The following is a 14,775-nucleotide window of genomic DNA, read 5'->3' as shown; positions in this document are numbered from 1 at the left end:
CTAGACCTGGATGCGCACGATGCGGCGGATCCAGAAGATGCCCAGCAGCATGGCGACGAAGGCGGCCAGCGCCAGCTTGCGCCCCAGCGGCTCGTTGACCAGCATCGGCAGGTAGCCGGGCGTGGTCAGCATGATCCCGGCGGCCAGCACGAAGGGCACCGAGATCAGCACCCAGGCCGACATGCGCCCCTCGGCCGACAGCGTGCGCACCTTGCGCTGGAAGCGGAACCGGCTGCGCACCAGGCGGCTCAGGCGCTCGAGCACCTCGGTGAGGTTGCCGCCGGTGTCGCGGTGGATGAGGATCGAGGTCACCAGCAGCATCACCGTCATGCTCGGCATGCGCTCGAGCAGCCCGAGCATCGCCCGGCGCACGTCGTTGCCGTAGGCGATGTCGGCGAAGGCCAGGCCGAATTCCTCGGCCACCGGGCCCTTCTGCTCGTCGGCCACCAGGCGCAGGGTCTCGTTGAACGGGTGGCCGGCACGCAGCGCGCGGCACATGGCGTCCAGCGCATCGGGCAGGCCTTCCTCGAAGCGGGCGAAGCGCTGGGCACGCGCACGGCCGATGTGCAGCACCGGCACCCAGAACAGCGCCAGCGCAACGGCCGCCGCGGCCCACCAGAGCTGGGTCAGCAGCCAGATGCCGGCGGCCGCGGCCAGCGCCAGCAGCAGGCCGAGCGCGACCACCCGGTAGGCCAGGTGATGCAGCCCGGCCTGCTCGATCATCCGCCCCAGCCGTTCCATGCCCGGCAGCTGTTCCAGCCGGGCCTCCAGCGGCGACAGGCGCTTGAGGTACTTCTGCCGCAGCAGCGACTGCAGGCTCTCGCCGGAGCCGCCGTGCTCGAGGATGCGCAGGCGCTCGCGGATGCGCTTGCGCACCTTGCCGGCTTCGCCGAACACCGGGATCGTCACCCCCTGGCTGAGCAGGAACACCGCCAGGAAGACCATGCCGAGGAAGATCAGCAGGAACTCGCCGGACAACCCGTTCATGGCTGCATGGCCTCCATCCAGTCAGGGCGGAACAACGTCAGCGGCAGGTCGATGCCGCGCTTGGCCAGGCTCTCGCGGAACGCCGGTACCATGCCGGTGGGGCGATACTCGCCGAGCACCTCGCCGCCCTCGCCGATGCCGCGCCGCTCGAAGGTGAAGATCTCGGTCATGGTGATGATGTCGCCCTCCATGCCGTTGATCTCCTGCACGCTGACCAACCGCCGCCGGCCGTCCTCCTGGCGCTCGAGCTGGATGACCACGTCGATCGCCGAGGCGATCTGCTGGCGCAGCGCCTTCATCGGAAAGGTCGCGCCGGTCATCGAGACCATGTTCTCGATCCGCCCCAGGGCATCGCGCGGGGTGTTGGCGTGAATGGTGGTCAGCGAGCCGTCGTGGCCGGTGTTCATCGCCGCCAGCATGTCCAGCGCCTCGCCGCCGCGCACCTCGCCGATGACGATGCGGTCCGGGCGCATGCGCAGAGCGTTGCGCACCAGCTCGCGCTGGTTGATCTCGCCGCGCCCCTCGATGTTCGCCGGCCGCGTCTCCAGGCGCACCACATGCGGCTGCTGCAGCTGCAGCTCGGCGGAGTCCTCGATGGTGACGATGCGCTCGTTGTGCCCGATGAAGCTCGACAGCACGTTGAGCATGGTGGTCTTGCCGGTGCCGGTGCCGCCGGAGACCAGCACGTTGAGCCGGCCACGGACGATGGCCTTGAGCACCAGGGCGATGGCCGGGGTCAGGGTGCCCATCTGCACCAGCGCGTCGGCGTTGAGCAGGTCGACGGCGAAACGGCGGATCGACAGGCTCGGCCCATCGATGGCCAGCGGCGGGATGATCGCGTTGACCCGCGAACCGTCCTTCAGCCGCGCGTCCACCAGCGGCGAGGATTCGTCGATGCGCCGGCCGAGGGACGAGACGATGCGGTCGATGATGTTGAGCAGGTGGCGGTCGTCGCGAAAGCGCACGTCGGTGCGCTGCAGCTTGCCGTGGCGCTCGACGTACACCGAGGCATGGCCGTTGACCAGGATGTCGGAAATGGTGGTGTCGGCCAGCAGCGGTTCGAGCGGGCCGAGGCCCAGTACCTCGTCGCTGATCTGCGCGATGATCGCCTGGCGCGCGGCCAGGCTCACCGGCGCGGCCTGCTCGTCGAGCAGGCGCTGGCAGATCTCGCGGATCTGCCGGCTCGCCTCGGCCGGCTCCAGCGAGTCGAGCAGCGACAGGTCCATGACCTTGAGCAGCAACTGGTAGATGCGCTCGCGCCAGTCGCTTTCCAGCGGGCTCAGCTGGCTGCGCGTCTGGTATGGCTGCTCGGGCGTCTCGGCCTCCCAGGCCATGCCCTGCACGGCGTCCGGCGCCGGCGCGGTGGTGGCGGCCTCGGCCGCGGGACGGGCAGCGCGCTGCAGACGGCTGCGAAATTCGCTCAACATGGTCTACCCCCTGAACAGTCGGCCGATGGTGCGTTTGAACAGGCTGTCATCCCTGTGCTGCTCGCCAACCAGCTGCTGGCCGAACTGGCGGATGCCGCGGGTGATCGCCGCGCGCGGCGCCTTGAGCTCCAGCGGGATACCGGCGTTCTGGCTCTCGCTGGCGACGGCATAGTCGTTGGGCAACGTCACCACCCGCTCGCAACGCAGCGCCTCGCCGATGTCACGCAGGCTCACCGGAGCAGACTTCTCGTAGCGGTTGACCACCACCTCGATCTGCCCGGCCGGCACGCCGAGGTCGTCACGCAGGATGCGCCACAGGCGCGCCGCGTCCTTCAGGTGCCCGACGCTCTGTTGCAGCACCAGGTACACCCGGTCGGCCTTTTCCAGGGTGACGCCGGTGAGGTGGTCGATGTGCCGCGGCAGGTCGACCACCGTCCAGTCGTAACTGTTGCGCGCCAGGTCCAGCAGCGTCTCGAGCTGTTCCAGCGGCACGTCCTGGCTCAGGCACAGCTCGCCGCTGCGCACGCCGAGCACGTCGAGGGTGCCGCTGAAGTGGCTGCAAAAACCGTGCAGCGCCACGCCGTCGAGGCTGTCGGCGCGCTGCAGCACATCCACCGGGCCGTGGGCGGGGCTCACGTCGAAGGCATGGGCGACGCTGCCGAACTGCAGGTCCAGGTCCAGCAGCAGGCTCTTGCCGCCCTGGATGCTCAGCTGGTGCGCCAGGTTGCAGGCGATCAGCGTGGCACCGGAGCCGCCCTTGGCGTTGATCACCGCGATCAGCCGGCCGCCGTGCTGCGCGCCGCTGCGGGTCTCGGTCACCAGGCGCAGCAGTGCGGCGCGCAGCTCGCCGGGCACCACCGGCTCGGGCAGGAAGTCGCGCGCGCCGGCCTGCATGGCCAGGCGCACCGCCTCGCGGTTCTCCAGCGGGCCGCAGATCAGCAGCGGCGGCCGGCGCCCGCGCTCGCGCTGCAGCAGCGCGCCGAGTTCGTCGCGCCACAGCTGGCTGAGGTGCAGCACCAGCACGTCGGGCAACGGGTCGACGCCATACAGCGGGTCGGTGTGGCCGTTGCTCACCAGCCGGGTGCTGATGCGGTAGCCGGGCAGGCCCTGGGCCATGTCCTTGAAACTGGCGAGCGATTGCGCGTCACGCCCGCTGATCAACAGCTGCAGGGCATGGACGTCGGGCCGTATCGCTGCGTCGCCGTCGACGAGTTTCAGCATGGCGTTATCTCCGGTACTTCATTGGCGTCGGGTTGGCGGCCCAGGCTTTCCCTGGGCAGCGTCGATTCGAAGGCCGGCAGGGTCAGCGCCTGCTGCATGCCGGGGATCAGCAGGTCGAAGACGAAGCCCTCCACGCGCAGGCGCACGTAGCGGATCTGGCCGAAGCCGGTGGCCGTGCCGGGGCTGGCGACCGGGCTGCCGTTGGCGTCCAGGTAGCTCAGGCTCATCTGCGAGCTGTCCAGCCCGCCGATCAGGCTGCTGGTGGTGCTATCGCTGTCGGCTGCGTTGAACATCGCCCGGCGCAGCACGCGCGGATCGCTGATGTCGCACACCGCGGCCAGGCGCGCGCCGCGGCGCACGGTCTCGTTCAGCGCGTTGACCGTGAAGGCCAGGCGGCCGAGTTCCAGCGCGCCGAACAGCACGACGAACAACAGCAGCCCGACGATGGCGAACTCCACCAGGTACACCCCGCGCATCCGCCTCGCATTCATCACAGCGCCCTCATCACGGTGCTGGCCTGCAGGGTCAGCTGCAGCGGGATCGCCTCGCCGACCAGCGCCGGCAGGCCGTTGCCGATGACCGGCTGGTAGGCATAGCGCAGCGTCACCCGCACATGGTTGGCACCGACCGGGGCGATCTCCACGGCCTCGCCGTCGAGCCCTTGCAGGCGCGGCTCGCCGCTGGCCGAGGGGCTGCCGTACACCGCCAGGTTGCGCGTCTGCGCGAGCAACCCGGCGTTCAGGTCGATGCGCCCGAGGGTGCGGTTCCAGGCCTGGGCCGAGAGGTAGCGGCTGGAGTCGCGGCTGGCCTGGACCAGTTCGTTGTACTGGAACAGCAGGCGTCCCAGCTCGCCGAAGGCCAGCAGCAGGAGCAGCAGCAGCGGCACGGTGATGGCGAACTCGACCATCGCCAGGCCGCGCTGGCGACGAACCGCCGGAAGCTTGATCGCTTGCATGCTGGCCTCCCCTCAGGAGTCGTCGCTGGGCGTGCGCGTGTTGTCGATATAGGTCTTGTACAGCTGGATGATCTGCGGGCCGGCGTCTTCCACCGGATTGATGTCCGGCACGTTGTCGCCTTCGCATTCACGGATGAACTGGCCAAATATCTGCGCCTGGTTGCCGGTGCCGGTCGGCAGCGGCTGGACCAGGAAGAAGCAACCGAAGCCCAGTACCGGCACCGAGGTCTGCCCGCCAGAGGCGCCGGTGCAGTTACCGACCACGATCTTCAGTACGCGCCGCTCGAACACGCCGTCGTTGCGACAGCCGCTGGGGCATCCGGCCACGCGCCGCTGCCAGTCGTTGTAGTCCAGCAGCGCCGTGGTAGAAGTGCTCAGGTCGCCATTGCTGGCGCTCACCTCGCGGCCCTCATACTCCGCCTTGCCGGTGCCGTCGTTGTAGGTCATTCGCGGCGAGCTGTAGTCGGTGACCAGATCCGGCGGATAACTGGCGGCACTGCTGGACAGCGAGCCGCTGTACTGGCCGAAGCGCGTGTTGAAGCCCTGCGACACCGGACCGACGGTGTTGCCCGGCTCGGTTTCCACCGACTCGCCGACGCTGTTGCACTGGGAGATACCGCCGGCCAGCGCCTCGCGGACATCCGCCGCGCCACTGCTATCGCCCAGGCGGATCAGCTGGAAATTGCCGGGGCCGATGGCCGACTCGTTGCCAGCCGCCCCCTTGAGCACCTCCAGACCGCCGAAGCTGTAGCCCCAGAACAGCCCATTATCCGGGTCGTACTGATTGGGGTTGCCGCATACCATCAGCGGCGCGATGTTGCATGGGCTGGTCGGGCTCGGCCCGGCCGTGGCGATGGCGGCGACCGCCTTCTCCGGCGGCTGGTCGGAGAACACCGAGAGGATCGGCCAGAAGAAACCCTGCAGCCGCTCGCTGGGCACCGACACGCGCACGTAGCGCGCCGCCAGCGGCCCCGGGTAGGAGAACGGCCCGTAGACGCTGGTCGCCAGCTCCACCAGCGCAAAGCCGGTGCCGCCCTCGGCCAGCGCCTGCGCCAGCTCGCCGTTGCCGGCGGCCTGGGCGTTCAGCGCCAGGGTGTCGAGCGCCGCGGCGCGGGTCTGGCTCGCCGCGTTGCTGGCGCCGCTCATCTGCTGCAGGGTCTTGGCGCCACTGAGTGCCGCGGCATCCACCGCGTTCTGCAGGCGCGCCTTGTTCACCAGCATGTGGCCGCCATCCAGCGCCAGGGCGCCCATCGCCAGGATCGCCAGCATGGCGATGGTCACCAGCAGCATCACCGCGCCGCGCTGGCGGACTGGCCATGCAGGCCGTGCAGGAAGGCTGTTCATGGTCGCCTGGCCTCAGCGCTCGAAGCGGATCTGGATCGGTTCGGACACCTGCTTCGCGTCGCCGCTGGCTTCGCGATAGCCCTTGACCACGCGCTCGGTCAGCGGCCCGTCGAGCGCCGGCGGGATCTGCTCGCCGGGGTTGGCGGCCAGCACCGGGTCGGCGATCTGCTGGTAGTGCACCGCCTGGACGGTGCTGCCCAGCGGCCCGACGCGCGCCTCGTCGTAACTCATGCAGGCGGTGAGCAGCAGGCTGCTGCCCAGAAGCAGGATGGCTTTCATGGCGTGGCTCCCGTTATTGCAGGTCATGACCGAAACGCCCTTCGCTGACCCCCAGGCTGACCGGCACGCTACGCCCGGGCTGGCTGCCCTTGGTCTTGCCCAGCAGGTAGAACTCCAGGTCGCTCGGCGGCACGAAATCGTCGGTCGGCAGGCGCACCGCGCGGGCGTCCACCGGCTTGGCCAGGTGCGGCGTGACGAGGATCACCAGCTCGGTCTCGCCATTGACGAACTGCTGGCTGCGAAACAGCATGCCCAGCACCGGCAGGTCGCCCAGGCCGGGGAAGCGGCTGACGAAGTCGCGGCTGTTCTCGCTGATCAGGCCGGCGATGGCGATGGTCTGCCCGTCGCGCAGCTCCACGGTCGACTGCGCGCTGCGCTTGGTCAGCGAGGGAATGACCTGGGTCACGCCGTCGCCCAGCACGCTCTGCAGGCCGGTGTCGAGCACCAGCGAGTTGGTGTTGGAGAGTTCGCTGACCGAGACGTTGAGGTTGAGGTTGATGCGCCCGGAATCGAGCACCACCGGGAGGAACTTCACGCCGACGCCGAATTCCTTGTATTCGATGGTGATGCCGTCGTCCTCGGTGATCGGCACCGGGAACTCGCCGCCGGAGATGAATTCGGCCTGCTGGCCGGTGAGCGTGGTCAGCGTCGGCTCGGCCAGCACCTTGGCGCTGCCGTTGTCCTTGGAGGCCTCGAGCACCACGTTGAAGAGGAACTCGTCGGAGAGGAACTGGCCGAAGATGCCCTTGCCGTCGCCGAACAGCGTGGTCGGGTCGAGCAGGCCGTCCTCGTTGATGCCCAGGCCCGCACCGCCGTTGAAGCCGCCGCTGGACCAGCGCGAGGACGAGCCGAAGTCCAGCGCGTTGAAGCGCACGTTGAGGTTCTTGAACAGGTTGCGCTGCATCTCGGCGACCTTCACCTCCAGCATCACCTGCTGGCTGCCGCCGACGCTCATCAGGTTGATCACCTCCGGCGCCTTGGCCTTGGGCCGCTCGGCCCCGGCCCCGCCGCGCCCGGCGTCGGCCTGCGGCGTGCTGGCCGCGGCGTAGCTGGTGGCGAGCTTGAGCGCGGTGTCCATCGCCGCCGCGCTGCTGACCTGGCCGCGCAGCACCAGGGCGCCCTGGGCGCTGGTGACCTCGATGGACTCCTTGGGCAGGATTTCGTGCAGCTGGGCCTTGAGCCCACCGAGGTCGTGCACCACCTGTAGCTCGAGGGTGTCGATCAGGCGGTCGCGCGCATCCCACAGCAGCACGTTGGTGCTGCCCAGCGAGCGGCCGAGCAGGTACAGCTGGGTCGGTGTGGTGATGAGGATGTCGGCGATGGCCGGGTTGCCCACCGAAATGCGCTTGACCGGCGCCCGGGTGGTGATGACCCGCGATTGGTAGATCGGCACCTTGACGCCGTTGCCGTTGACCACGGCAGCCGCGCTGACGGCCGGCTGTGGTTCGGCGGCGGCGACCAGCGCCGGCACCGCGCCGGCCAGCAGCAACAGGGCGACGGCAGTGGCGGTTCGCACTGATTTCATGGCAGTTCTCCTTGTTCTTCCGGCCCGCCCGCGGCGGGCGCCGAGCGAGCTACAACTTGACTCTGTTCACGTCGGTGCCACGGATGACGGTCACGCCTGCCCCCTCGACAGGCACGCGCCGGGGCGCCGGGCGCGGTGCGGTAGCCACCGGCTGCGCCACCGGGACCGCCTCGGCGGGCTTGCGCGAGTTGTCCAGCGGGTTACGCAGCGCCAGTTGCAGCTGGCCCTCGCTCATCGCCTTGACCAGCTTCTCCGCCTCGGCCGGGTCCATCTCCAGGGTCACCGCGCGCACCACCACCGGCTGGGTCTTGTCGGTGCTGGCGGTCTGGTCGACGGCCAGCACGCGCAGGTCCTCGAGAATGGTCTTGGCCTGGGATTCCTCGCCGTTGCCCACCCGGCGGGTGGCCAGCACGTCGACGCGGTTGCCCGGCAGGAGGAAGCCGCCGACCCCCACCACATCGTCGACGCGCACCGAGACGGCACGCTTGTTCTTGTCGATCAGCGAGGCCAGGGTGCTGCCGCCCAGGTGCTCGGCGACCCGCGGCTGGCGCAGCATGTCGCCGCGCAGCAGGCCGAAGGTGGCGATCTTGCCGGTCACCTCCTCGACCGCGCCGAAGGCATCGTCGGGCACGGTGTCGCGCGGCATGCGCACCAGCGCCAGCTGGCGCGCCTCGATCATCTGGCCGAAGGGAATCTCCATGGTGGCGACCACCACGTCGCGCTGCTTGTCGTCCGGGGCGGCCTGCAGCCGGTTGTTCAGCCAGCCGTTGGCCAGCCAGGCGGCGCCAAGCCCCAGGACCAGCGAGAGTGCGACTAGACCGACGTTGCGCGAGCCCATGGCTGCTCTCCTTGTTCACTGTCGTTGCGGATGAAGTAGTTCTGCCAGGCCCAGGCGAGGTCCTCGCGGGTCGGCCCGCCGCCGCCGTCCAGGTAGCGCCGCCGGTCGCTGGCCATGCCGAGCAGGTCGCGCGGATGGCAGGGCGACAGCGGGATCGCCGAGGGCCGGTACAGCGCGTCCAGCGCGTAGCCGAACAGTCCGGCGTCGAACGCCAGCTCAAGCCGCGCCGCGGCCATGCGCCAGATGCGCTCGAAGTCGGCGGCGTCCGGGTAGTCGAAGCGCAGCTTGTGGCCGATGCGCCGCAGGAAGGCGTTGTCGGCCAGGTCGAGCGGGTTGAAGTTGGTCGACAGCACCAGCAGCACGTCGAACGGCAGGCTGCAGTGGCGGCCGCCGCCGAAACTGAGGAAGTCCAACTGCTCCTCGAGCGGCACGATCCAGCGGTTGAAGACTTCCTCGGCGGGCATCTGCTGGCGGCCGAGGTCGTCGATCACGAACAGGCCGTTGGCCGCCTTCAGCTGCAGCGGCGCGTGGTACAGCCGGCTCACCGGGTCGTGGCGGATGTCCAGCTGGTCCATCTTCAGTTCGCCGCCGACGCGCACCTGCGGGCGCAGGCAGGACAGCAGGCGACGGTCGATGCCCTCGCCGAGCAGCAGGTCGTTCTGCTCGGGGCCGCTGTCGAGGCGGCGGTGGATCTGGCTGTCGTGGATGGGCACCACGGCATCGTCGACGGCGATCGCATGGGGAATCCAGATCGCCTCCTCGAACAGGCGGATCAGGCGGCTGGCGACGAAGGTCTTCCCGCTGCCGGGCGGGCCGTAGATCATCAGCGCGCGGCTGGAATTGAGCGCTACGCCGAGGCGGTCGAGCATGTCCTCGGTGAGCACCGCATCGCGCATCGCCAGGCGGATCGCCGCGTGATCTACCCGCGCGTGGTGCACGCTCTGCAGGCGCAGCAGGCTGCGGTAGGCATCCACCGGGAACGGCGCCGGCCCCTGGTAGCCGCTGCGCTGCAGGGCGTCGCGGGCGGCCTGGCGGCCACGCTCGGTCAGGCCGAAGCGCAACGCCTGGCCCTGGCCGACGCCAAGCACCTCGACGCGGCCATCGCGGCGCAGGCCGGCCAGCACCTCGTCGAGCACCACGCCCGGCAGGGCCAGGCGCGAGGCCATGCGCGGCAGGTCCAGCGCGCCGGCATCGAGCAGGTGCTTGCCCAGCAGGTCGGCGAGGAACTGCTCGCCAAGGCCCGTATCGGCAATGCTGCGCGGCGGCGGTGCCAGGCGCTGCACGAGTTCGCGCAGGCTCGGCGCTTGTGCATCGAGGTTTGCATCCTGCATAGCCGTATCCTCAGGCAATGGTTTGCCAGATGCCGGTCACCGCGGTTCCGAGGCAGATGGCCACCGCGTAGGGGAACGGCCGGGCGGCCACCTCCCCCTGCTGCGGCCGCAGGTAGGTCCCGGTCCGCGCCATCAGGTAGTAACGTGTCAGCAGTTGCCCCGCCTGGCCCTGCACCAGTACCAGCAGCAGCGCACAGGCCAGGCCGGCGACCAGGCTGGCCGCGGTCGCCTGCAGCGCCAGCGCCGGGGTCAGGAAGGCGCCGACCATGGCCATCAGCTTCACATCGCCGGCTGCCATGCCGCCGAAGGCGTACAGCGGCAGGAACAGTCCGAAGCCGACCAGCATGCCGAGCAGGCCGTTTCCCAGAGCCGGCAGGCCACCGGTGAGGTACTGCCCCCCGAGCGCCACGGCGATTCCCAGCAGTACCAGCGTGTTGGGAATACGGCGCCGCCAGAGGTCGCTGACCAGCGCGGCCAATAGCAGGGGGATCAGTAGCAAGGCCATTAAGCCGGAGGATCCAACTTATCGACGATTCCTTGGATCGTCTCCGCCACAGCCGTACCAAGGCTGGTGAACGCACCAATTGCGGCTAGCGTGATCAACCCACCCGCCACGGCGTACTCCACCATCGTCAAGCCTTCCTCGTCCCGGGCGAACCGGCCGATTGCTTCCTTGATTGCCTGAATTTTCATGTCGCTCACCTTTCGTGTGATTGTCCCGAGCGGTAACGCACCAGCGCGTTGCCTGATTCGAGCCTAGTGAGCTACCCGGGGGGCGGGTTAGGAGCCAATTGCCGATCGCTAGGATTTTTCTGCTCCCCTCAACCAAGGACTAATCCGCGCGCAGGGCGAGAACCCCAGCAATGGCACTTTGCTGGCGCGCGCCAAGAAGTTTTGATCTTTAATCAGGATTAATACCTGGTAACGGATGGCACTTGGCCAATACTCAGCGCGTCGTTGCAAGCGAGCGAGCCTGATGTCCGACACTGCGATGTACCCGGTGCTGCGCTGGGTCGACCTGACCCACGACCACTCGACACCCGAGCTGATGCGCCGCTTCAGCGATTACCACTGCCGCCTGGTGCCGGCGGAGTCGATCGGCGATGGCTGCGGCGTCGACATGCTCTGCCTGCATTACGACCAGCCCGACTCGCGCAGCCTGAACCTCGCCCTGGAACTCAAGCGCCTGGCGCCCTCGGTGCCGATCACCATGTTCACCGTGCAGCACTCCGAGGAACTGGCGGTCTGGGCGATGCGGGCGCGCATCTGGGAATACCTCGTGCTACCGCTGGAGCCCGCCGAGCTGGCGCGCTACCGCACCTGCCTGGAGCAGCTCTGCCAGCTGCGCCGCCAGGGTTGCCACCAGCGCGTCGACCACCGGCCGACCTTGCCCGACAGCATCCGCCTGGCCGCGCCCTCGCTCAAATACCAGCGCCTGGCGCCGGCACTGCGCCATATCGAGGCGCACTACCGAGACAACATCGAGCAAAAGGAGCTGGCCGAACTCTGCGAGATGACACCGTCGCGCTTCAGCCGGCTGTTCAAGGAATCGCTCGGCCTCGGCTACGTCGACTACATCCAGCACAAGCGCATGGAATTCGCCAAGCAGCGCCTGCTCAACAGCCAGATGCCGATCACCAGCATCGGCTACGCCGCGGGCTTTCGCGATCCGTCGTATTTCGCCCGCGCCTTCAAGCAGTTCACCGGCTGCACCCCCAGCGAATACCGCGACAGCTGCCAGCCGGCGACGCGGCGAGCCATCGGCGAGCTGGACCATGCCACGCGCCGCGACGACGAACAGCCCTCCGCCAACCCCGGGCTGCCCTTCGCCGTCTGACCGCAGGCATGGCCGCTGGCTGGAGCTAAGCCGCCAAAGCCCCTAACATGACCGTCTGTTGTATCCAGAAACGAGTAGTCATGCCTTTTGCACGGATGTTTCGCATCGACCTGGGACGGTCGGTGGTTCTGCTCGCGGTACTGGCGACCTTCGCCGCGCTAGCCATCGGCCTGTATGCCAGCTTCCAGGTCCAGCGCCAGATGCTGATCGACAGTACCCTGGAGGCCAACCGTGTCTACGCCACCAAGCTGGCGGACATCACCGAGGAGTTCTTCGCCAACTCGCGCCAGCAGCTCGGCTATTCCTCGGGGCAGATCTCCAGCCGCTTCGGCGATGACCAGGCGCTGCAGGACGAGGCCCGGCGCATCCGCATGCAGGTGCGCCGCTTCAACACCGTGCTGGTGGTCGATGCCAGCGGCGTGGTCCGCGCCGCGTCGCCGGCCTCGCGCTACCTCAAGGGCGAGCGGCTGGACAACCCCGGCAGCCGCGAAGCCCTGCAACAACGCCGCGCGCTGGTCAGCGCGCCCTACGTCTCCAGCCGCGACCACCTGACGGTATTCATCTCCCAGCCGGTGTTCGACCCCGCCGGCAAGTACCTCGGCTACATCGGCGGCGCGGTTCATCTCAAGCGCGGCGGGGCGCTGTCGGCGCTGCTCGGCGAACACTTCTACAAGGACGGCTCCTACATCTATGTAGTGGACCGCGAGCGGCGCCTGCTCTACCACCCGCAGCTGGAACGGCTCGGCACCGTGGTCGGCGCCAACTCGGTGATCGATGCCGTGCTCTGGGGCGAGAACGGCAGCCGCCGGCTGATCAACAGCCAGGGCATGGACATGCTCGCCGGCTACGCCATGGTCCCCAGCAGCGGCTGGGGCGTGGTCGCCCAGCGCCCCACCGAGGTGACCCTGCGCGAACTGGACGGACTGATGCTGGAGGTGCTGGGCGAGACCGCGCCGATGGCCCTGCTCACCCTGCTGCTGGTCGGCCTGCTCGCCAGCCTGCTGGTCCGCCCGCTGCGCCAGCTCGCCGGCGCAGCCACGGAGCTGGACGCCCCGGAAGCGCTGGAGCGCCTGCGCCGGGTGCGTCCCTGGTACTTCGAGGCGGCGCAGTTCAGGCGCGCCCTGCTGATCGGCGCCAGCCTACTGCACCAGAAGATCGGCAAGCTCAACCTCGAGGTTCAGCTCGACCCGCTGACCGGGCTGCGCAACCGCCGCGGCCTGACCGCCAGCATCGAACAGCTGCGCGCCGAGCAACAGCCCTTCGCGGTGATCGACCTGGACATCGACCACTTCCGCCAGCTCAACGACAACCTGGGCCATGAGCGCGGCGACGCACTGCTGCGCGAGGTCGCCGAACAGCTGCGCAACTGCGCCGGCCCTGGCGACCTGCCCTGCCGCTGCGCCGGCGACGAATTCCTCCTGCTGCTGCCCGAGGCCGACGCCGCGGCGGCCAGCCGGGTCGCCGAACGCCTGCGCCAGGCCGTCGAAGCGCTGCCGCCGGGGCCGTTGGGCGGCGTCACGCTATCGCTCGGCGTGGCGGCCTGGCCGGCCCACGGCGAAAGCCCCGAAGAGGTCTTCAAGCAGGCCGACGAGGCGTTGCAACGCGCACGGCAGGCCGGTGGCAACCGCCTGGCGGTCGCCGGCGACGCGCCCTGAGCGCCGATCGCGCTCAGAGCGACAGGCGCAGTGCCAGCGCGGCCAGGGTCGCCAGCAGCACCGGCAGCGTCAGCACGATGCCGACGCGGAAGTAGTAGCCCCAGCTCACCCGCACGCCCTTGCTCGCCAGCACGTGCAGCCAGAGCAGCGTCGCCAGGCTGCCGATCGGCGTGATCTTCGGGCCCAGGTCGCAACCGACCACGTTGGCGTAGATCATCGCCTCGCGCACCGCGCCGGTGGTCTGCGTGGCGTCGATGGCCAGCGCGCCGACCAGCACGCTCGGCAGGTTGTTCATCAGTGACGAGAGCAGCGCCGTGAGCAGGCCGGTGCCCAGCGCCGCGCCGAACACGCCGTAGCCGGCGGAGAATTCCAGCGCCGCGGTCAGGTGGTCGGTCAGCCCGGCATTGCTCAGGCCGTAGACCACCAGGTACATGCCCAGCGAGAACACCACCACCTGCCAGGGCGCGCCGCGCAGCACCCGGCGCGTGGAGATCACCTGCCCGCGCCCGGCCACCACCAGCAGCGCGGCGGCGCAGACTGCCGCCACCAGGCTGATCGGCACGCCCAGCGGCTCCAGCCCGAACAACGCCAGCAGCAGCACGACCAGCACCACCCAACCGACGCGGAAGGTCACGCGGTCGCGCACGTACAGTGCCGGTTCGTGCAGCATGGCGGCCTCGAAGCGCGCCGGGATGTCGCGGCGAAAGTACAACAGCAGCACCGCCAGGGACGCGGCGACGCTGACCAGGTTCACCGGCAGCATCACCGAGGCGTAGCGGGCGAAGCCGATGCCGAAGAAGTCCGCCGAGACGATGTTGACCAGGTTCGACACCACCAGCGGCACGCTGGCGGTATCGGCGATGAAGCCGGCAGCCATGACGAAAGCCAGGGTCGCCCCCGGCGAAAAGCGCAGCGCCAGCAGCATGGAGATGACGATGGGGGTGAGGATCAGCGCGGCGCCGTCATTGGCGAACAGTGCCGACACCGCCGCGCCGAGCAGCACGCAGTAGACGAACAACCGCCGCCCGCTGCCGCCGGCCAGCCGCGCCATGTGCAGCGCGGCCCACTGGAAGAAGCCTGCCTCGTCGAGCAGCAGGCTGATGACGATGATCGCGATGAAGGCGCCGGTGGCGTTCCAGATGATGGCCCAGACCACCGGAATGTCGGCCAGCTGCACCACCCCGGCGGCCAGCGCCAGCAGCGCGCCGAGGCTCGCGCTCCAGCCGACGCCCAGCCCGCGCGGCTGCCAGATCACCAGGACGATGGTGACGACGAAAATGATGATGGCGATGGTCATGATGCGATGATTCTCCGGCGGGTCTGTGCAGCTACCGGCAGCCCAGGAGACGAGGCGGTTCTGCGCGGCGACGCACTAT

The 14,775-nt window shown here is 69.1% G+C and carries 15 protein-coding genes; 2 read left to right on the top strand and 13 right to left on the bottom strand.

All coding sequences use genetic code 11. From position 1 onward, the window contains the following. From L3N39_RS12405 to L3N39_RS12350, 12 genes are read right to left on the bottom strand one after another with little or no spacing between them, the layout of a single operon-like run. The gene (locus tag L3N39_RS12405; protein WP_237257645.1) at positions 1–987 is read right to left on the bottom strand and encodes a type II secretion system F family protein; all 987 of its coding nucleotides are present in this window, start codon (positions 985–987) and stop codon (positions 1–3) included. Then, positions 984–2,414, bottom strand: coding sequence for a TadA family conjugal transfer-associated ATPase (locus tag L3N39_RS12400; protein ID WP_237257644.1), 1,431 nt, complete (start codon positions 2,412–2,414; stop codon positions 984–986). The genes L3N39_RS12405 and L3N39_RS12400 overlap by 4 nt, the downstream gene beginning before the upstream one ends. Positions 2,415–2,417: 3 nt before the next feature. Continuing rightward, positions 2,418–3,635: an AAA family ATPase gene (locus tag L3N39_RS12395; RefSeq protein WP_237257643.1), complete on the bottom strand. Its 1,218-nt coding sequence runs from the start codon at positions 3,633–3,635 to the stop codon at positions 2,418–2,420. Then, positions 3,629–4,126: a TadE/TadG family type IV pilus assembly protein gene (locus tag L3N39_RS12390; RefSeq protein WP_237257642.1), complete on the bottom strand. Its 498-nt coding sequence runs from the start codon at positions 4,124–4,126 to the stop codon at positions 3,629–3,631. Before L3N39_RS12390 ends, L3N39_RS12395 begins: the two co-directional genes overlap by 7 nt. Then, on the bottom strand, positions 4,126–4,590 hold the full coding sequence (locus tag L3N39_RS12385; RefSeq protein WP_237257641.1) for a TadE/TadG family type IV pilus assembly protein: 465 nt from the start codon (positions 4,588–4,590) through the stop codon (positions 4,126–4,128). Before L3N39_RS12385 ends, L3N39_RS12390 begins: the two co-directional genes overlap by 1 nt. A 12-nt stretch (positions 4,591–4,602) precedes the next feature. Further along, entirely contained in the window at positions 4,603–5,934 is a 1,332-nt protein-coding gene (locus L3N39_RS12380; RefSeq protein WP_237257640.1) for a TadE/TadG family type IV pilus assembly protein, read from the bottom strand. A gap of 12 nt (positions 5,935–5,946) precedes the next feature. After that, complete coding sequence (locus L3N39_RS12375; protein ID WP_237257639.1) at positions 5,947–6,213, bottom strand: hypothetical protein; 267 nt, start codon at positions 6,211–6,213, stop codon at positions 5,947–5,949. 13 nt (positions 6,214–6,226) lie between these two features. Beyond that, a complete protein-coding gene (locus tag L3N39_RS12370) occupies positions 6,227–7,738 on the bottom strand; it encodes a type II and III secretion system protein family protein (protein WP_237257638.1) in 1,512 nt (503 codons plus the stop codon). A gap of 49 nt (positions 7,739–7,787) precedes the next feature. Beyond that, the gene (cpaB, locus tag L3N39_RS12365) at positions 7,788–8,576 is read right to left on the bottom strand and encodes a Flp pilus assembly protein CpaB (protein WP_237257637.1); all 789 of its coding nucleotides are present in this window, start codon (positions 8,574–8,576) and stop codon (positions 7,788–7,790) included. Then, positions 8,552–9,907, bottom strand: coding sequence for a DUF8689 domain-containing protein (locus L3N39_RS12360; protein WP_237257636.1), 1,356 nt, complete (start codon positions 9,905–9,907; stop codon positions 8,552–8,554). The genes cpaB and L3N39_RS12360 overlap by 25 nt, the downstream gene beginning before the upstream one ends. 10 nt (positions 9,908–9,917) lie before the next feature. Next, entirely contained in the window at positions 9,918–10,412 is a 495-nt protein-coding gene (locus L3N39_RS12355) for an A24 family peptidase (RefSeq protein ID WP_237257635.1), read from the bottom strand. Further along, positions 10,412–10,600, bottom strand: coding sequence for a Flp family type IVb pilin (locus L3N39_RS12350; RefSeq protein ID WP_237257634.1), 189 nt, complete (start codon positions 10,598–10,600; stop codon positions 10,412–10,414). The genes L3N39_RS12355 and L3N39_RS12350 overlap by 1 nt, the downstream gene beginning before the upstream one ends. A gap of 283 nt (positions 10,601–10,883) precedes the next feature. Here L3N39_RS12350 and L3N39_RS12345 point away from each other — a divergent pair, with 283 nt between their 5' ends. After that, positions 10,884–11,744, top strand: coding sequence for a helix-turn-helix domain-containing protein (locus tag L3N39_RS12345; protein WP_237257633.1), 861 nt, complete (start codon positions 10,884–10,886; stop codon positions 11,742–11,744). Positions 11,745–11,824: 80 nt separating this feature from the next. Continuing rightward, positions 11,825–13,399, top strand: a complete 1,575-nt coding sequence (locus L3N39_RS12340; protein ID WP_237257632.1) for a sensor domain-containing diguanylate cyclase — start codon at positions 11,825–11,827, stop codon at positions 13,397–13,399. Positions 13,400–13,412: 13 nt separating this feature from the next. Here the strand turns inward: L3N39_RS12340 and L3N39_RS12335 are convergent, their stop codons facing one another. Continuing rightward, complete coding sequence (locus L3N39_RS12335; RefSeq protein ID WP_237257631.1) at positions 13,413–14,696, bottom strand: arsenic transporter; 1,284 nt, start codon at positions 14,694–14,696, stop codon at positions 13,413–13,415. Between the last annotated feature and the right edge of the window lie 79 nt (positions 14,697–14,775).

Source organism: Pseudomonas oligotrophica, assembly GCF_021726475.1.
Classification (GTDB): domain Bacteria; phylum Pseudomonadota; class Gammaproteobacteria; order Pseudomonadales; family Pseudomonadaceae; genus Stutzerimonas; species Stutzerimonas oligotrophica.
Note: the sequence above shows the minus strand (reverse complement) of the source record. Positions and strands in the feature narration are given on the sequence as shown.